Genomic DNA, 18,155 nt, shown 5'->3' on the forward strand with positions numbered 1-18,155 from the left:
CCATGGACAAGAGGCGGCGCCTTGTCCACAACCGGTCGAAGAAAAGGAGCGGGCCATGCCAGCTTCGGGCGAGAAGACGACACCGGTGGCGGCGGCGCGGGAAGCGGACGTTCCCTCCCCCGCTCCCTGCGACGCGCGCCCTGCCACGGGCGGGCTGTCGACCGATTTCCTCAACCGCTATGACGAGGCGCTGATGCTCATTGAGCTTTCGGCGCAGGAGCCGTCCTGCATCGAGGACCTGCGCGCCTGGCGGCCGGCGAGCTATCGCGAGCATTTCGCCGCCTCGCCCCTGCGCCAGGCGGCAGTGGCGCTCGCCGCCTACGACGCGCTGCCGGCGGACGCCCGGGCGCCTTTCGACGAGCTCGTCGCCACCCTCGACGGGTTGACGCTGACGACCACGGCAGCCCTGGCGGACGCGGCGACGGCCGACGACCGGGCCGCGATCGTCGCCGTCGCGGCCCCGGCCTTCCGCCGACTGATCGGCAAGGCCGCGAGCTTCATCAATGCCAACGGCACGACGATGCCGCCCCTCGACCTTGCCGAGGTCCAGGCGCTCATCGACGAGCTCATGGCCCGGTGAGGCCGCCGGCGACGCTCACAGCCAGCGCTTCCACCGGAAGAAGAGATAGGGCGCGATGGCGGCTGCGAGCATCATGCCGAGCGCCATCGGATAGCCGGCTATCCAGTCGAGTTCCGGCATGAACTTGAAGTTCATGCCGTAGACCGACGCGATCAGCGTCGGCGGCATGAACACCACCGCCATGACCGAGAAGAGCTTGATGATGTTGTTCTGTTCAAGGTTGACGAGGCCGAGCGTCGCTTCGAGCAGGAACTGGATCTTCGACGACTGGAAGGAGGCGTGCTCCTCGAGCGACTGCAGGTCGCGCAGGGTCGTGCGCACCTGCTCCCGGAGCTCGATCGACACCTTGGCCGTGCGGTAGGCGACGGACAGGAAGAGGAGCACCCGCTCGATCGACACGAGGCTTTCGCGGCTCTTCGAGATGAGGTCGCCGTGGCGGCCGAGGGCGCGCAGCGTGTCCTGCAGGTCGCTGTTTCGCCTGGCAGGGTCGCTGCCGGTCTCGAACACCCGGCGCGACAGGGCGTCGATGTGCTCGCCTGTCGCCTGCAGGACCTCCGCCGCCCGGTCGATGATCGTCTCGAAGAGGCCGGCGAGCACCTCCTCCGCCGTCGCACCGCAGCCGCCCGGGCGGGACGCCCGGTTGGCGAACATGGCGAAGGCCTTGGGCTCGTCGTAGCGCACCGTGACGAGCGTGTTGCCCTTCAGGATGAAGGTCACGCCGGTGATGCCCGGCTCCCCCGTATCGGCCCGGAAGACGAGCCGCGCCGTCAGGTAGCGTGCACCATTCTCCGTGTAGAGGAGCTCGGAGGGCTCGATGTCCTCCATGTCCTCCTGCGTCGGGATGAAGATGCCGAGATGGGCCTCGACCTTCACATCCTCCTCGCGCGCCGGCGCGACGAGGTCGATCCACAGCGCCTCGGCCGGGATCGGGTCGTCGGCCCCGAGCACGAGCCGCTCGAGGCGCGCCTCCGCCCCATCCGCCGTTCCCTTCGCGAGTCTGTGGACGATCAGCATCCGGCGCCTCCGCTTCAGGCGCCGGCTTATGCGCGCGAGGCCGTGACGTCAACGTGACGACGGCGGCGGGGGCGTGTCGTCCGGCACGAAGAAGTCGGGCATCAGGGGCTGTGTCGGGTCGACGCGATAGCGCTCGAAATCGGTTTCCCCCTCTGCGCCGAGCACGAGATCGTCGATCAGGAACTGGCCGGTGTAGCTTTTCGCCGGCTTGGTGAAGATCACGTAGGCCGCGTCGGCCATGATCTCGGGGGTGCGGCTCGCGCGCATCAGCGCATCGCCGCCAAGCAGGTTCTTCACCGCGCTCGTGGCGATGGTGGTGCGCGGCCACAGCGCGTTGACGGCGATGCCCCTGCCGCGCAGCTCGCCGGCGAGCCCCAGGACGCACAGGCTCATGCCGTATTTTGCGATCGAATAGGCGAGATGCGGCGCAAACCACTTCTCCTTCATGTCGAGCGGCGGCGAGAGCATGAGGATGTGCGGATTGTCCGACTTCTCAAGATGCGCAATGGCGTATTTCGAGACCATGAAGGTGCCGCGCGTGTTGATCTGATGCATCAGATCGAAGCGCTTCATGTCCGTCTCGGTCGTCGGCGTGAGCTGGATGGCGCTCGCGTTGTTGACGACGATGTCGAGGCTGCCGAAGGTCTCCACGGTCCTGTCGATCGCCTCCCTCACCTGCTCTTCCTCGCGCACGTCGACGACGAGCGGCAGGGCCCGCCCGCCCGCCGCCTCGATCTCCGCGGCAGCGGTGAAGATGGTGCCCGGCAACTTGGGATGCGGCTCGGCCGTCTTGGCCGCAATCGCGACATTGGCCCCGTCGCGGGCGGCACGAAGCGCGATCGCGAGGCCGATGCCGCGCGAGGCCCCGGTGATGAACAGTGTCTTGCCGGCAAGCGACATCGGCGGACCTCCTCGTGGGTTCTGCCAGGATCAAGGGGTTGGAAGCACGAAGCGGCGCGGGCGCCCGCCGTCCTCGTCGGTGAAGCCGTAATGGTCGGCGAGATCGGCAACCTGCAGCACGCGGCCGCCGAAGCGCCGCACGTCCGCATCTGCCGCAAGCGCGGCGACGGCCCGCCCGGCATAGAGGGGGGTTTCCGTCGTCTCCTCGCCATGCCCTGCCTCGATGACGCGCTCCGTACGCACGAAGCCGGGCGAAAGGGCGAGGCAGGTGACGCCATGCGGGCGCAGTTCTTCCGCCATGGCGAAGGCGAGCCGCGCCATGGCCGCCTTGGCGAGGTCGTAGAACACATCGCCGAGGTAGGCGCCTGCGCCGTCGAAGGTCACGGTGACGATGAGCCCCTGCCGCGCCGCCACCATCGCCGGTGCGAAGGCCTTGGCGAGGAGAAGCTGGGCGTAGACGCCAGTCTCGAACACATGCCCGAGGCGGCCCGGCGGTCGGCGCCAGAAGGGCGTGCCGTAGGCCGAGCCGTCACCGTAGCGCTCGCCGTCGTAGCCTTCGTTGCCGCCCCACACGGCGTCCACCACCAGATCGGCCCGGCCGAAGCGGCGCAGCACCCAGGTGGCGAGGGCGTCGACGTCGCGCTCAACCGTGTGGTCGCAATGGTAGGGATAGCCCTGGCCCCCGGCCTCCGTGAGGAGCCGCGCCGTGTCCTCCACCGTCTCGGCTCGCCCGTCGGTGCGCGGCCCGACCTCGCTGGAGCGGCCCGTGACGACGACGGTGGCGCCCGCCTCGCCGAGGGCCCGCGCGATGCCGCGGCCGACCCCGCGCGAGGCGCCGGCGACGACGCAGATGCGGCCGGCGAGCGGCGCGGTCATGCGTGTTCCCCCGTCAGCTCGCCAGCGCGAGTTCGGCATCGTCGAGCGTCGCCGCCCCGGCCGTCACCGCCTGTTCGAGCCCCTCGGCCGCGGTCGCGATATTGTCGGCGAAGAAGCGGGCGAGCGCGATGCGGCCGGCATGGGCCGGATCGCCGTCCCCCTGCCGGCGCGCCTCGTGGGCCGCGAGCGCCGCCCTTGCCAGCGCGGCCGCCCCCTGGGCGACGCCGAACAGGCGCAGATAGGGCGTCGCTGCCGCGAGCGCATCCTGCTGCGCGTTGCCGGCAAGCGCTTTCAGGAGGTAGCTCGTCGCGCGGTCGAGGCTGTCCACGGCGCCGCGCAGACGCGCGGCGGTGTTGCCGAAGACAGGGTCATTGGCCTGCGTGACGCGCGTCGCGACCTTGCGCATCTCGGCGAGCGCGGCGCGCACCGTCTCGCCGCCAGAGAGCGGCAGCTTGCGCATGACGAGATCGATCGCTTGGATGCCGTTGGTGCCCTCGTAGATCGGGGCGATGCGCGCGTCGCGCATGAACTGGGCCGCCCCGGTCTCCTCGATGAAGCCCATGCCGCCGTGCACCTGCACGCCGAGCGAGGCGACCTCGCAGCCGATATCGGTCGAATAGGCCTTGGCCACAGGCGTCAGCAGCGATGCCATCTCGTGGCTGCGCCGGCGCTCCTCGGCATCCTTCGCCAGGTGGCCGCGGTCGAGCGCCGCCGCTGTCATGTAGCAGATGCCGCGCGCGGCTTGCGTCTGCGCCTTCATGGTCATGAGCATGCGCTGCACGTCGGGATGGTCGGCGATGGGGCTCATGCCGTCGGCGGCGCCCGGCGCGCGGCCCTGCCGGCGCTCGCGGGCGTAGTGCAGCGCGTGCTGGTAGGCGCGCTCGGCGATGGCGACGCCCTGCACGCCCACGGCGAGGCGGGCATTGTTCATCATCGTGAACATGCAGTTGAGGCCACGGTTCTCCTCGCCGACGAGGTAGCCGATCGCGCCGCCGTGGTCGCCGTAGACCATCGTGCAGGTCGGCGAGGCATGGATGCCCATCTTGTGCTCGATCGAGTGGCAGCGCAGGTCGTTGCGCGCCCCGAGCGTGCCGTCCGGGTTCACGAGGAACTTCGGCACGAGGAAGAGCGAGATGCCGCGCGTGCCGGCCGGGGCGTCCGGGAGGCGCGCCAGCACGAGATGCACGATGTTCTCGGTCAGGTCGTGCTCGCCGTAGGTGATGAAGATCTTCTGTCCCGTGATGCGATAGCTGCCGTCTCCGGCAGGCTCGGCGCGGGTGCGCACGGCGTTGAGGTCGGAACCCGCCTGCGGCTCCGTGAGGTTCATGGTGCCCATCCACTCGCCGGCGACGAGCTTGGGCAGGTAGGTCTCCTTGAGCTCCCGCGAAGCGTGGGCAGTGATCGCCTCGACGGCGCCCGCCGTGAGCAGCGGCCCGAGGGCGAAGGCCATGGAGGAGGCGTTCCACATCTCGACGCAGGCCGACTGCACGACCGACGGCAAACCCTGACCGCCCCATTCCGGATCGCAGGGCAGCGCGTTCCAGCCGGCCTCGGCCCAGGCGGTATAGACCTCCTTCCAGCCGGGCGGCGTCGCAACCTTGCCGTCGACGATCGTCGCGCCCGTCTCGTCGCCCATCCGGTTGAGGGGCGCGATGCGCTCGTTGGCGAACTTGCCCGCCTCCTCCAGAATGGTCTCCAGGAGGTCGACCGACAGCTCGCCGTAGAGACCTTCGGCCATGGCCTGGTCCACGCCGGCCACGTGCTTCAGGGTGAACGCCATATCCGCAACAGGCGCACGGTAGCTCATCGACGTCTCCTCCAGACGGTCTATCGTTGTCGTCGGTCCGGCTCCGGCGGATGAGGCCATGAGCCGGAATCGATTCCCGGCGGGTCCGACGGCCAACCGCTGTTGACGGGCATCATAGCCCCCGCGTAAGCCGCCTTCGCAAGGTCGGAGATAGTTTAGACGTGAACAATCACGGGTCAACGGCGACAGACGATGAAAACCGCGCAACGCACGTGACGGAATTGCTCACGGCGAACGAGGGTGGCATCGCGCGCGCCGCCGACCTCCTCAGACGCGGCGGCACCGTCGCCTTTCCGACGGAGACGGTCTACGGCCTCGGCGCCGACGCGACCAACGCCAGGGCCGTCGCAGGCATCTATGCGGCCAAGGAGCGCCCGTCGTTCAACCCGCTGATCTCGCACCTGCCGGACCTCGCCGCAGCGCAGGCGCACGGGCGCTTCGACGCGGACGCGACGGCGCTGGCGGAAGCCTTCTGGCCGGGACCGCTGACGCTCGTCGTGCCGAAGGCGGCGGGCTCGGCCATCTGCGACCTCGTCAGCGCCGGGCTCGATACGGTCGCCCTGCGCGTGCCCGCGCACCCGCTGGCACACGATCTCCTGCGGCGCGTCGGCCGTCCGGTCGCCGCACCTTCGGCCAACCGGTCGGGCCGGATCAGCCCGACGCAGGCCGATCATGTGCTCGCCGACCTCATCGGCCGCATCGACGCCCTCATTGACGGCGGCAGCACGCAGGTCGGCCTCGAGTCGACCATTGTCGCCTGCATCGACGGCCATGTCCGCCTGCTGCGACCGGGCGGCGTGCCGCGCGAGGCCATCGAGGGCGTGCTCGGCCGGCGGCTTGCGGCGCCCCCGGCCGCCGCGTCGGAGACGGAGGCCAGCGTTCTCGCGCCGGGCATGCTCGCCTCCCACTATGCGCCGCGGGCGAAGGTGCGGCTCGATGCCCGCACGATCGAGGCCGGGGAAGCGGTGCTCCTCTTCGGGCCGGGGCGCCCCAGAGGCCTCGATGCTGCCGCCGCCGTCCTCAACCTCAGCCGCCATGGCGATCCCGTCGAAGCGGCAGCGCACCTCTTCGCCCATCTGCACGCGCTCGACGCGAGCGGGGCGGCGACGATCGCCGTGGTCCCCATTCCCGACAAGGGCCTCGGCGAGGCGATCAACGACCGCCTGCGGCGGGCGGCGGCGCCGCGGTGAGGCGGCCGCCCCGAGCCCGTGCCCGCGGACCGACGGCAGACCGCGAACACCCGGCCGCAAGGCTTGGTGGCGGATGAAGGAGCATTGTCGTCGGCTCGCCGGTCAGGCGCGGACGGTCTCGGCCCGGCGGGCCGCGGCGAGATCGGGCGAGGGCTTGAGCGCGAAGGCGCCGTCGCCGGCAAGCGCATGCGCGATAGCCGCGATGACCAGGAAAGCCGGATATTCCCAGCCGCCGTTCGGCGCCGTGAACAGCCAGCCGTTCGGGACGTGAACGAGAAGCGCCCCGAGGAGCACCGGCACGAGCAGCGCCGCGACCAGCCGGCTGTAGACGCCCAGCACGATGGCGACGCCGCCCAGGAGCTCGGCGAGGAACACCGGCCAGGCGAGGAACGAGGGGAAGCCGACCTGGGCCATGAAGCCGGCAAAACCGGGGATCGTGAAGACGACGTACTTCAAGAGCGCATGGGCGATGAACATGGCGCCGAGGGCGACACGCAGGAGAAGGACGCCGTAGGGGGCGAGACGCTGGTCGATCACGGGTTCAATCCTTGGGTCCGTGGAAGGTGCGGTGAATCTAGGCTTCCACGAGCGCAAGACGAGACGTATCCTTGCAAGAGGATCATTGCGATTGCGCAAGGACTGATACTGTGGTCACAGATGGCACGGGCCCCATGGGCGTCCACCCGACGCACCAGATGTCGTGGGATGATTTTCGTCTGGTCAAGGCCATCGCCGACACCAAGGGGCTGACCGGCGCCGCCGAACGCTTGGGCATCAACCACTCGACGGCCTTCCGGCGCCTCGGGCAGCTCGAGGAAAACCTCGGCGTGCGCCTGTTCGAGCGGCACCGCTCCGGCTATGCGCCGACCCCGCCGGCCGAGGAGATGGTGGCGTTGGCCGACCGCATGGAGGATGAAGTCGCCACCCTGTCGCGAAAACTCGCCGGCTGCGAGCTGTCGCCGTCGGGGGAGCTGCGCGTCACGACCAACGACACGCTGCTCATGCACCTGCTCACTCCAATTCTCGGAGAATTCCGCTCGCGCTTCCCCAATATCCGCCTCGACATCGTGCTCGCCAATCAGGCCCTGAACCTGTCGAAACGCGATGCCGACATCGCCGTCCGCGCCACGGACGATCCGCCGGAAACGCTCGTCGGCAGGCGGCTCGCGACCATCCACTGGGCGCTCTACGGTCGACGCGACGCCTTTCCCGACGGCGCGACCGATGCCGACCTGCGGTCGCTCTACGACCGACAGTGGGTGAGCCTCGGCGACAACCTGTCCGGCATCCGCGTCTCGCGCTTCGTGCGCGAGCATGTGGCAGCGCAGAACATCGGCTTCCGGGTCAACACGGTGCTCGGCCTGACCGAAGCGGTGGAGGCAGGGATCGGCATCGGCTACCTGCCGTGCTTCATCGCCGATCCGCGGCCCGGTCTCGTGCGGCTCTCCTCACCCGTAGTCGAGTTTTCGACCGGGCTGTGGCTCCTCACCCACCCCGACCTGCGCCATTCGGCGCGCGTGCGCGCCTTCCTCGACTTCGTCGGTGCGGAAATCATCAAATACCGCGCCGCCATCGAGGGTGAACGCCCCTTCGAGGCACTGCGTGAGCTTTCGCCGGCGGCGCGGTGACGGCGCGCCGGGTCATGCGCACCCTGGCGCCGGTTCCCGGCACCGGGTCACGCTCGCCCACCCTCACCAGTAGTAGCGGCCGTAGGGGTCGTAATGCGGGTAGGGGCGGTAGTAGGCCGGCGGCCGGGAGCCGTACCAGCCGTAGTGGTGACCACGATACCAACCGTCGTGATGGCCGTGCCGGTAGTAGCGGCGTGCATGGGGCGGCCCGCCCCAATGGCCCGGGCGATGGTGAACCATGGTCACGCCGGCCCTGATCCCGTCGTCGACGGCGGCAGCCGCCGCCCCGGCCGGCATGGCCTGGGCATAGCCCGCAGCGCCGGCGAGAGCGAGGAAAGTGGCTGCGGCAATCAGCTTCCGCATATGGCTCTCCCTGACATGTCCTTCGCCGCGGACAGCCGTCCGGCGGTCGAAGGTGGAGGTATGATCCCGCGCATTGGAACGGATCGGCGCTGAACCGCGCCTGAACAGCGCCCTCAGCCCATGTCCACCACGATCCGCCCCCGCACCTTGCCGGCGAGAATGTCGGGGGCAACGTCGATGACGCGCTCGAAGGGGATCGTCGTCGTCATCGCCGCGAGCTTCGCCCTGTCGAGGTCCCGGGCCATGCGCGCCCAGGCCTCGAGCCGCCGCGGCTTCGGACAATAGACGGAATCGACGCCCAAGAGCGCCACGCCGCGCAGGATGAAAGGGGCGACCGACGACGGCAGGTCCATGCCGCCGGCGAGGCCGCAGGCCGCAATCGCGCCGTGATAGCGCGTCATGGACAGGACATTGGCAAGCGTCGTCGAGCCCACCGAGTCAATGCCGGCGCTCCAACGCTCCTTGGCGAGCGGCCGCACCGGGCCGGCGAGTTCGCTGCGGTCGATGACCTCGGCTGCGCCGAGGCCCTCGAGATAGCCGGTCTCCTGCGTCCGGCCTGTCGAGGCGACGACGTGCCAGCCGGCCTTGGCGAGAAGGGCGATGGCCACGGAACCGACGCCGCCGGCCGCTCCCGTCACCACGGCGGGCCCGTCGGCTGGCGAGAGGCCGTGGCGCTCGAGCGCCAGCACGGCGAGCATGGCCGTGTAGCCGGCCGTGCCGATCGCCATGGCTTCGGCCGCCGTGAGCCCCTGCGGCAGGGGGATGAGCCAGTCCCCCTTCACCCGTGCCTTCTCGCCGTAGGCGCCGAGATGCGTCTCGCCGGCGCCCCAGCCGTTGAGCACGACCGCATCGCCCGGTGCGAAGTCCGGATGCCGCGATTCCTCGACCGTTCCGGCGAAGTCGATGCCGGGAATCATGGGGAAGCGTCGCACCACAGGCGCCCTGCCGGTGATGGCGAGGCCGTCCTTGTAGTTCAGCGTGGAATGCGTCACGCGCACGGTGACGTCGCCGTCCATCAGCTCGGCCTCGTCGAAGTCGGCGTAGGCCGCCCGGGTTCCCCCGTCGTCCTTCGTCACCACGATGGCCTTGAACGTTCCCATCGGCATCTCCCCCGTCTTCGCGCCCTCCCACGGTCGCACCGAGCTTGCGGCGCGACGACGCCCGCGGCAAGCGCGGGCGTCGCGGCGGCCAGATCGAATCCAACGGAGGCCTGACCGGGTTCAATCGCCGGCCCGGGCGGGCTCAGGCCGGCTGCGGCACCGCCCGCTCCACGGGCCGCTCCTTGATCGGAATGTTGATGATGGCGGAGGCGATGCCGAGGGCCACCGACAGCCACCAGACGATTTCGTAGGAGCCGGACCTCTCATAGAGCACGCCCCCGAGCCACACGCCGAGGAAGCCGCCGACCTGGTGCGAGAAGAAGGCGAAGCCGTAGAGCATGGCCATGTAGCGTGTGCCGAACATGAGCATGACGAGCGATGAGGTCGGCGGCACGGTCGACAGCCACAGCAGCCCGATCGAGATGCCAAAGGCGATCGCCGTCGCGGGCGAGGCGGGCAGGAGGATGAAGGCCGTGATGGCGACCGAACGCAGGAGATAGATCGCCGACAGGATCCAGCGCTTGGACACGCGCGTCGACAGCCAGCCGGCGTAGAGCGAGCCGACGGCATTGGCGAGGCCGATGACGGCGAGCGTCCAGCCGCCCACCCAGGCGGGAAGGCCCGTGTCCTTCAGGTAGGCCGGCATGTGGGCCGTGATGAAGGCAAGCTGGAAGCCGCAGGTGAAGAAGCCGAGCACCAGGAAGACGTAGCTCGGATGGCGGAAGGCCTCCGTCAGCGCCTGGCCGATCGACTGGCCGGGCCCCGCGCTCCCCGCCGCGGCAGCGGCCGTGCCGCGCGTCGCCAGCGTCAGCGACAGGGGCAGCACGACAAGGAGGCTGGCGGCGAAGGCGACGAGCGCCTGCTGCCAGCCGAGCGTCTCGATCAGCACGTTGCCGATCGGGGGAAACAGGAACTGGCCGAAGGAGCCCGCGGCCGTGCCGGCCCCGAAGGCGAGCGGCCGCCAGTTCTCCGGAAGGAGCTTGCCGAAGGCGCCGAGCACGAGGTTGAACGAGCAGCCCGACAGGCCGAAGCCGATCAGCACGCCGGCGCCCAGATGCAGGAGGCCGGGTGTCGTCGCATAGGCCATGACCACGAGGCCCGCGGCGTAGAGCAGCGCCCCGAAGCAGATGACGCGCACGGCGCCGAAGCGATCCGCCACCGCGCCGGCGAAGGGCTGGCCGAGGCCCCAGAGCAGGTTCTGGATGGCGATGGCGAGGCCGAAGACATCGCGGCCCCAGCCGTAGCTCGTCGTCATGGGGATCTGGAAGAGACCAGCCGAGGCGCGCGGCCCGAAGGTGACGAGGGCTATGAGGCAACCGGCGATAAGGATGATCTCGGGCGCTATGGCACGGGACGCGGACGGCGCGGCGTGAGAAGGCGTCGACATGCAGCAAGTCCGTGGTGCGAGGAGTGACGGCGCTGAGCGCCCTGTTTCGCGCGCACCCTAGCCGTCTTCGATTCATGATGATATTGAAACTTTATCATCATGAAGATGATCGATACGCATGAATCTCGATGACCTGCGCGCCCTTGTGGCGGTGGCCGAAGCCGGGTCGCTGGCCCGTGCCGCGACGCGGCTGAACCTGACCCAACCGGCCGTCACCCGCCGCATCCAGCGGCTCGAGGCGGACCTCGGCGTCCTCCTGCTCGACCGCGACCAGAAGCCCGCCCGGCTGACGCGCGACGGCGAGCTGGCCTACCGGCAGGGGCTCAAGCTCCTCAACGCGGCAAACAGCTTCGCCGCCGAGATGGCCGGCGAGCGTGAAGCCCCGCCGCTGCGGATCGGCATCAGCAACGGCATCGCCGACACCGTGCTGGGACTCGCCCTCGACGCCGTGCGGCACGCGGCGCCACATCTGCGCCTCGTGCTCGCCGTGGACCATACCAAGGACCTCGTGAAGCGACTGGTCGCCCACGAGCTCGATGCCGTGCTCGGCGTGCGTGCCCTCGGCCTTCCCTTCGAAGGCCCCTTCAATGCCCGCCAGATCGCACGTGAGCGGGTCATCGTCGTCGCGCCGGCCGAACACCCGATCGACGCGCGCACGACACTCGCCGAGCTCGCCCACGAGCCCTGGGTCATCAATCCCGACGGCTGCGGCTTCCGCACCCAGCTCGATCGAGCGCTCGCCCGCGTCGGCGCCTCCGTCGACGTCGCCGTGGAACTCTGGGGCACCGAGATGCAGCTCGCCCTGGTGGCACGCGGGGCGGGCCTCTGCCTCGTACCGGCGCGCATGCTGATGGCGAGCCCCTGGCGCTCGCGCCTCAAGCCGCTCGACGTGTCCGACTTCCAGGCCGAGCTCGCCGTCTGGCTGATCACGTCGCCGGACCTCGGCGCACGTGCCCCTGCCGTCGAGGCTCTGGCGCAAGCGGTGGAGCACGAGATGCTGCCCGCGCGGCCTGCCGCGGAATAGTCCCTCCCCACCCGCTGGCCGCGATCGGCCGGCATCTCCCGGTCGCCCTCGTCGGATGCTCTCGTTCAGCTGGCGCCCTACGCGGTTGGTCCCGATGTCGACTGCTCGGGGAAGCCCCCCCCACTCTCATGGAGTTCGAGTTCCGGCTCGAACCGATGCGGCACACGCGTCGGACGGGAAAGCTCCTTCACCTTCAGGCCCGAGCCGATCGACGAAGCGAGGGCGTATCTCGACCTCGTTTCGCGCCAGTGGGACGATGCCCTGTCGCGGCTTCGCTCCCGGGTCGAGCGATGGCGCGGGCGTGGCAGGGTACGCACCGAGGATCGGAACTCGTCCGCCTCCGGACGCTGGGTCGCGGCGCGCGCCCGCAAGGCCAGGCCGGGCGTAGCCTGGCACATCCTCGACCCTGCCCGGGCGCGAACGGACGGCGGTCACGAAGACTGCTCCCCGCCGGCGCCGGGCCGCCCTCGTGCGGGATTGCGCGAACCGGCACCATCGCAGCCACGGCTCCGCCACGGTCCCGAAAATTCTGCACATCGCGCTTCAAGCGGCTAGGCAAGTCGCCCCGATGATGGTAGCATACTTATACTCTTAATGAGCATATACTGACTTGCTCCGCTCAGGACAGTTGGTGTTTTCTGGACCGAAATATGCTCCTTGCGAGCATAAGGAGGAGCCATGAGCGACTGGATCGATACGGTCCGCCCCTTGCGCCCGACGGCGCGCGGCAGCGGCCGCGCCGCGCCCTTGCCGAAACCGGAGCTCGCCTGGACGCCGGAGGTCGAGGCCGCCACCGCCCATCTCTACGAGCGGGTCAAGACGGTCATCCCGCCGGTCGAATGGCCCTTCTTCGCTCCCTACGTCAAAGCCATCAACGAGCTCAAGGCCGCCCGCAACGCGGTCATCCTCGCGCACAACTACCAGACCCCGGAGATCTACAATTGCGTCGCCGACTTCGTCGGTGATTCGCTGCAGCTCGCCAGGCAGGCGACCAAGGTCGACGCCGAGATCATCGTGCAGTGCGGCGTGCATTTCATGGCCGAGACGTCGAAGCTCCTCAATCCGGAGAAGACGGTTCTCATCCCCGACGCGGAAGCTGGCTGCTCCCTCGCCGCCTCGATCACGGGGGCGGACGTGCGGCTCCTGCGCGAGCGCTATCCGGGCGTGCCCGTGGTCGCCTACGTCAACACTTCGGCCGAGGTGAAGGCGGAAGTCGACATCTGCTGCACGTCGTCGAATGCCGTGCAGGTGGTCGAGAGCCTGGGCAGCGACCGCGTCATGTTCCTGCCCGACCGCTACCTTGCCAGATATGTCGCTTCGCAGACCACGGTCAGCATCATTGCCTGGCACGGCGCCTGCGAGGTCCACGAGCGCTTCACGGGCGAGGAACTGCGCGCCTATCGTAACGCCGACCCGTCGATCAGCATCATCGCCCATCCCGAGTGCCCGCCCGACGTGATCGCGGAGGCGGACTTCACCGGGTCCACGGCCCATATGATCGATTGGGTCAGGACGCGACGGCCCCGAAGGGTGGTCATGGTCACCGAATGCTCCATGGCCGACAACGTCGCCGCGGAGACGCCGGGCGTCGAATTCGTGCGCCCGTGCAATCTCTGCCCGCACATGAAGCGGATCACCCTGCCCAAGATCCTCGACAGCCTCCTGACCCTCAGCGAGGAAGTCGTCGTCGATCCGCAGGTTGCCGAGCGCGCACGCCGTGCCGTGGAACGGATGGTCAACCTGAAGAGTTGAGCCCGCGAGCCATGCCCGCGCGGGACGCGCCCCGAACGGAGGCGGACATGACATCCACGCTCATCGTCGGCGGCGGTCTCGCCGGACTGTTCACGGCGCTGAAGCTTGCGCCCCTGCCCTGCACGGTGCTGAGCCCCCGCCCGCTCGGCGAGGGCGCTTCCTCCGCCTGGGCGCAGGGCGGCATCGCCGCCGCCGTGGAGGAAGGCGACACGCCGGAGGCGCATGCCGCCGATACCATCACCGCCGGCGCGGGGCTCGTGGACGAGGCCATGGCGCGGCTCATGGCGCGAGAGGCCCGCGAGCGCGTCGACGACCTTCTCGCCTACGGCGTGCCCTTCGACCGGACGCTCGAAGGACGCTTCGTCGCCTCGCGCGAGGCAGCTCATTCGAGCCACCGCGTCGTGCGTGTCGACGGCGACCGGGCCGGCAAGGCCATCATGGCCGCGCTCGTCGCCGCCGTGCGGCGCACGCCCTCGATTACCGTGCACGAAGGCTTTGTCGCGGAGGCACTCGTCAGGGCCGGCGGGCGGGTGCTCGGCGTCAGGGCGCGCGGCGACGGCGGCAGTGCCCCGACGACACGGCTCTTCCTGGCGGGTGCCACCGTGCTCGCAACGGGCGGCATCGGCCATCTCTACGCGGTGACCACCAATCCGCCGGAGGCGAACGGCATTGGCCTCGCCCTGGCGGCTCAGGCAGGTGCCGTGATCGCCGATCCGGAATTCGTGCAGTTTCACCCGACCGCGATCGACGTCGGCCGCGACCCCGCCCCCCTCGCCACCGAGGCATTGCGCGGCGAGGGTGCTGTGCTGGTGAACGGCCGGGGCGAGCGCTTCATGCAGCACCTGCATCCGGATGCCGAACTCGCGCCACGCGACGTCGTCGCCCGCGGTGTCTTCGCCGAAATCGCGGCGGGCCGCGGCGCCTTCCTCGATGCGCGCGCTGCTGTCGGCGCTGACTTCCCGCGTCGCTTCCCGACCGTCCACGCCGCCTGCATCGCCGCCGGCATCGATCCGGTCGCGACGGTGATCCCGCTGGCGCCGGCCGAACACTACCACATGGGCGGCATCGCCACGGATGCCGACGGCCGCACGTCGCTCTCGGGCCTGTGGGCGGCAGGCGAAGTCGCCTGCACGGGCGTGCACGGAGCCAACCGCCTGGCCTCCAATTCCCTGCTCGAGGCCGTCGTCTTCGGTGCACGCATCGCTGCCGCGATCAAGGCTGCGCCGCCCGCATCCGCCGTCGCCGGCCTCGTGCCGACGCCCTGGGACGATCGCCCGGGTCCGCCGACGCCCTCCGACCGCTCGGCCATCACGCGGCTCAGGGCCCTGATGCAGCGCCATGTGGGCGTCCTGCGCGACGGCGAAGGGCTCGGCGCGGCGGTCGACGAGATCGGAGCCATCCGCCGGGCGGCCGAGAGCACCACGCTCGCCGGCATGGCGACGACGGCCTTCATCGTCGCGGCCGCGGCGCTGCTGCGTGAGGAGAGCCGCGGCGGCCACCACCGCAGCGACTTCCCCGCCCCGAGCGAGGCCTTCGCCCGGCGCACGATGACGACCTTATCCGCCGCCGAGGCGGTCGTCGCCGGGGCGGCCATCCCGCGCGCGCGGCGATGCCTGGCGCCCGACGGAAGCCGCAGGCGATCGTCCGACTGACCGCCGCCGCAGGCCCTTTCATCCCTCTCCGTCGCGGCGTGGCGACCGACCCCGTCGCCCGAGCCGCCTCATCCGGCAATGACGCTCCCATGACGACAGCTCCCACCACCGCCTTCCTCAACCCGCTCCGCGTCGAGGACGCGGTGCGCCGCGCCCTCGACGAGGATCTCGGCCGCGCCGGCGACCTGACGACGCTTGCCTGCATTCCGGCCGGGCGCCGCGCGCAAGCCGTCATCGCCTCCCGCCAGCAGGGGGTCGTCGCCGGCCTGGCGCTGGCGCGCGAGGCCTTCCGGCTGATCGACCCGGCGGTGGATTTCTCGGCCGCGGTCGACGACGGCGCCTCGGTCGCGCCGGGGAGCGTCGTGGCACGGGTCTCCGGCGACGCGCGTTCCCTGCTCTCGGCCGAACGGGTGGGGCTGAATTTCCTCGGCCGCCTCTCCGGCATCGCCTCGCTCACCGCGCGCTATGTCGCCGCCGTTGCTCACACGCGGGCGCGCATCTGCGACACCCGCAAGACCACGCCGACGCTCCGCGCCTTCGAGAAATATGCGGTGCGCTGCGGCGGCGGGATGAACCATCGCTACGGCCTCGACGACGCCATCCTCATCAAGGACAACCACATCGCGGTTGCCGGTGGCGTGCGCGCGGCGCTGCGCGCCGCCAAGGCCGCGGCGGGACATCTCGTCAAGATAGAGATCGAGGTGGACCGGCTCGACCAGCTCGCCGAAGTTGTCGAGGAGGGGGCCGACGTCGTCCTGCTCGACAACATGCCACCCGACATGCTGCGTGAAGCCGTGCGCCTGGCGGCCGGGCGGCTCCTCCTCGAGGCCTCCGGCGGCGTCAATCTCGATACCGTGCGTGCGATCGCCGAGACGGGCGTCGACATGATCTCGGTCGGTGCCCTCACGCATTCGGCAAGCGTCCTCGACCTCGGGCTCGACATCACCCTCACCGCCTGAGGCGAGGCGCCGCGCACGTGTGCGGGCCTGCGTGCCGCCCGCTGGCCGCATCCTTGCAGGAACATTCCCGCGAGAGCGCTGTTTGTCCCGGAGTGGGACAATTGCCGGCGTGCGCCGTGTCACCGCGGTGCGGGCTCGGCGCCAGGACACTCCGGGATGCCGGGAGCAGATGCTCCCGGCGCATTCAGGAGGGTGGGATGGCGAAAGCACGCAAGCAGAAGGTCACGCCAGTCGAGGAGCCGGTGGTCGAAACGCCCCCGGTGGAAGCCGAAATCGCGCCTGCGCCCTCGGGGGGTGACACTCCCGAAGCTCATGAGGAGGCGCATCGGCTTTCGGCGACGGGCACGGCCCCCGCCCGCGTCCCGTGGCGCAAGCGCTTCTACTTCCAGCCCGTACGGCACCGCTCCTCCCTGCGGCCCCGCACCGCGAGGGAGCGCAGCCGCCAGGGGGACGCATCTTCGATGGTCGGCGCCAACGAGAACAGCGAGCCTTCGGAGGCGTAGGGCGCGCCGCGTCAGGTCTGGCCGGGGCGGAGCTTGTAGAAGATGTGGCGGCCGATGACGTCCATCTTCTTCAGGCGCTTCGCCCAATAGGGTCGCACGTAGTCGGCGTGATAGTGCGTCGCGCCGCCGACCTCGGCGAGATAGGTCTTGCCCTCTGTCACCTCGCGGGCGATGCGCACGGCCGCCCGCCAGGGCCCGGGCTCGGTGATGCGCAGCGAGCGGCCCTCGCAGGCGAAGGAGAACTGGCAGGCCTTGTAGCGGTGCCGGTTCTGGTAGACGACACCGCAGACGGTTGACGGGTAGAGGCCGCTCTTGACACGGTTGAGCACGACCTGTGCAACGGCCGCCTGCCCTTCCTCGTTCTCGCCGCGGGCCTCGAAATAGACGGCCTCGGCGAGGCAGCGCTGTTCGCGCGTCATGTTCTCCGGATCGATGAGATCGGCATAGCGCGGCCGCTCGTCGGCCTTCATGGCGACCGAGTAGCCGTCCTTGCCGAGAACTCCGCCGGGCGGCAGCGACACGGGCGCTGCCGCGATCTCCACCGGCACCAGATCCGCCGGGGCAGGTGTGCTCGAGGCGAGCGCGGCCGCCCTCGAGACGGGAGGCGTCGATCCGTCGACGGCCGCGGGCGTCGTGCCGTGCCCACCCGGCGCCAGCGGCGACAGGGGCGCACTCGCCGCTTCCGTCGCCGTCATCTCGTCGCGCGACCAGGGTTCCAGCGCAAACATCGCCTCCGTCGCCGGAATCTCGACCGAGCCCGGCATCAGGATCGTCGGCGGCAGCATGCGCTCGTCGCGGGAGAAGACGACATGTGCCGGGTCGCCGTGGCCGGCGCGCACGTCGAGCGCGCGGCGGCTCAGCGTCGGCCGAAGGGCAACGATCGGGTCGCCCTTGCGGCTGCGGTCGACCTGCGGATAGCCGCGGGCGGAGCTCTTGAGGTCGGCGCGCGGCGGCACGCCGGGAACGGCGGGGGCGTCGCCGATGGGCTCCTCGAACGACAGACTGGCGCTTCGGACGACGCTGGCGAGACCGACGCCTGGCAGCCTGATGGCGGCCGCGGCGAGGGCGGAGGTGCGCGGCACGAGATCTGTGGGGCTCGACGGCTCGCCGATCACGCGGGCGGCGGCGCTCGCCCCGGCGCTAGGGTCCTGGCCGGCGGAAGCCGTGAAGGATACGAGGGCTCCGGCCGCCAGCGCCCATGGCGTCACGGTGGCACACACCCATCCAAATCTCGACCGACGGACGCGCGAACGCATACGACCCGATGCCATTCCCCTGAAGCCGCTCCCGCTCCGGCAGGATCGGTTCCGACGCGGAGGCGCGGGCGCCTCGTGGCCACGCGGCGTTGCCGCGGGGCCACAGCCAAGACACCCCACCCACTGGCAGACAGTTATCGGGTCGTAACGTTGAGAGAGGGTTA

Annotated in this window: 17 protein-coding genes; 8 read left to right on the plus strand and 9 right to left on the minus strand. The window is 70.2% G+C overall.

Translation table 11 applies throughout. From position 1 onward, the window contains the following. Nucleotides 1-55: 55 nt before the first annotated feature. Nucleotides 56-580, plus strand: coding sequence for a hypothetical protein (locus tag QNA08_RS06030; RefSeq protein ID WP_283739787.1), 525 nt, complete (start codon nt 56-58; stop codon nt 578-580). 15 nt (nt 581-595) lie between these two features. Here the strand turns inward: QNA08_RS06030 and QNA08_RS06035 are convergent, their stop codons facing one another. From QNA08_RS06035 to QNA08_RS06050, 4 genes are read right to left on the minus strand one after another with little or no spacing between them, the layout of a single operon-like run. Next, nucleotides 596-1,594: a magnesium transporter CorA family protein gene (locus QNA08_RS06035; RefSeq protein ID WP_283739788.1), complete on the minus strand. Its 999-nt coding sequence runs from the start codon at nt 1,592-1,594 to the stop codon at nt 596-598. Nucleotides 1,595-1,642: 48 nt separating this feature from the next. After that, nucleotides 1,643-2,494, minus strand: coding sequence for an SDR family oxidoreductase (locus QNA08_RS06040; RefSeq protein ID WP_283739789.1), 852 nt, complete (start codon nt 2,492-2,494; stop codon nt 1,643-1,645). A 30-nt stretch (nt 2,495-2,524) separates the two neighbouring features. Beyond that, nucleotides 2,525-3,370, minus strand: a complete 846-nt coding sequence (locus QNA08_RS06045; protein WP_283739790.1) for an SDR family NAD(P)-dependent oxidoreductase — start codon at nt 3,368-3,370, stop codon at nt 2,525-2,527. 13 nt (nt 3,371-3,383) lie between these two features. Then, on the minus strand, nt 3,384-5,177 hold the full coding sequence (locus tag QNA08_RS06050; RefSeq protein WP_283739791.1) for an acyl-CoA dehydrogenase: 1,794 nt from the start codon (nt 5,175-5,177) through the stop codon (nt 3,384-3,386). 212 nt (nt 5,178-5,389) lie between these two features. On the opposite strand from QNA08_RS06050, the gene QNA08_RS06055 reads away from it, so the two are divergent. Beyond that, nucleotides 5,390-6,367, plus strand: coding sequence for an L-threonylcarbamoyladenylate synthase (locus tag QNA08_RS06055; RefSeq protein WP_283739792.1), 978 nt, complete (start codon nt 5,390-5,392; stop codon nt 6,365-6,367). A gap of 102 nt (nt 6,368-6,469) precedes the next feature. On the opposite strand, the gene QNA08_RS06060 is transcribed toward QNA08_RS06055, so the two are convergent. Then, complete coding sequence (locus tag QNA08_RS06060) at nt 6,470-6,904, minus strand: DoxX family protein (RefSeq protein ID WP_283739793.1); 435 nt, start codon at nt 6,902-6,904, stop codon at nt 6,470-6,472. A 110-nt stretch (nt 6,905-7,014) separates the two neighbouring features. On the opposite strand from QNA08_RS06060, the gene QNA08_RS06065 reads away from it, so the two are divergent. Then, a complete protein-coding gene (locus tag QNA08_RS06065; protein WP_340321683.1) occupies nt 7,015-7,995 on the plus strand; it encodes a LysR family transcriptional regulator in 981 nt (326 codons plus the stop codon). Between the two features lie 63 nt (nt 7,996-8,058). Here QNA08_RS06065 and QNA08_RS06070 read toward each other — a convergent pair whose 3' ends face one another. From QNA08_RS06070 to QNA08_RS06080, 3 genes are all read right to left on the minus strand, one after another. Then, nucleotides 8,059-8,358, minus strand: coding sequence for a hypothetical protein (locus tag QNA08_RS06070; protein WP_283739794.1), 300 nt, complete (start codon nt 8,356-8,358; stop codon nt 8,059-8,061). 113 nt (nt 8,359-8,471) lie between these two features. Then, complete coding sequence (gene acuI, locus QNA08_RS06075; RefSeq protein WP_283739795.1) at nt 8,472-9,458, minus strand: acrylyl-CoA reductase (NADPH); 987 nt, start codon at nt 9,456-9,458, stop codon at nt 8,472-8,474. Nucleotides 9,459-9,600: 142 nt separating this feature from the next. Beyond that, nucleotides 9,601-10,845 carry an MFS transporter gene (locus QNA08_RS06080; RefSeq protein ID WP_283739796.1) on the minus strand — a complete coding sequence of 415 codons (1,245 nt, stop codon included), beginning with the start codon at nt 10,843-10,845 and terminating at the stop codon, nt 9,601-9,603. Between the two features lie 118 nt (nt 10,846-10,963). On the opposite strand from QNA08_RS06080, the gene QNA08_RS06085 reads away from it, so the two are divergent. From QNA08_RS06085 to QNA08_RS06110, 5 genes are all read left to right on the plus strand, one after another. Continuing rightward, a complete protein-coding gene (locus QNA08_RS06085; protein WP_283739797.1) occupies nt 10,964-11,869 on the plus strand; it encodes a LysR family transcriptional regulator in 906 nt (301 codons plus the stop codon). Nucleotides 11,870-12,547: 678 nt separating this feature from the next. Beyond that, nucleotides 12,548-13,621 carry a quinolinate synthase NadA gene (gene nadA / locus QNA08_RS06095; protein WP_283739798.1) on the plus strand — a complete coding sequence of 358 codons (1,074 nt, stop codon included), beginning with the start codon at nt 12,548-12,550 and terminating at the stop codon, nt 13,619-13,621. A gap of 47 nt (nt 13,622-13,668) precedes the next feature. Beyond that, entirely contained in the window at nt 13,669-15,273 is a 1,605-nt protein-coding gene (locus QNA08_RS06100; RefSeq protein WP_283739799.1) for an L-aspartate oxidase, read from the plus strand. Nucleotides 15,274-15,362: 89 nt separating this feature from the next. Continuing rightward, complete coding sequence (gene nadC, locus QNA08_RS06105; RefSeq protein WP_283739800.1) at nt 15,363-16,232, plus strand: carboxylating nicotinate-nucleotide diphosphorylase; 870 nt, start codon at nt 15,363-15,365, stop codon at nt 16,230-16,232. Between the two features lie 197 nt (nt 16,233-16,429). After that, nucleotides 16,430-16,735 (plus strand): hypothetical protein, encoded by a 306-nt coding sequence (locus QNA08_RS06110; RefSeq protein ID WP_283739801.1) that lies wholly within the window; start codon nt 16,430-16,432, stop codon nt 16,733-16,735. Between the two features lie 11 nt (nt 16,736-16,746). Here the strand turns inward: QNA08_RS06110 and QNA08_RS06115 are convergent, their stop codons facing one another. Continuing rightward, nucleotides 16,747-17,955, minus strand: a complete 1,209-nt coding sequence (locus QNA08_RS06115) for a cell wall hydrolase (RefSeq protein ID WP_283739802.1) — start codon at nt 17,953-17,955, stop codon at nt 16,747-16,749. Between the last annotated feature and the right edge of the window lie 200 nt (nt 17,956-18,155).

It is taken from the genome of Chelatococcus albus (assembly GCF_030067675.1).
Taxonomy (GTDB): Bacteria; Pseudomonadota; Alphaproteobacteria; order Rhizobiales; family Beijerinckiaceae; genus Chelatococcus_A; species Chelatococcus_A albus.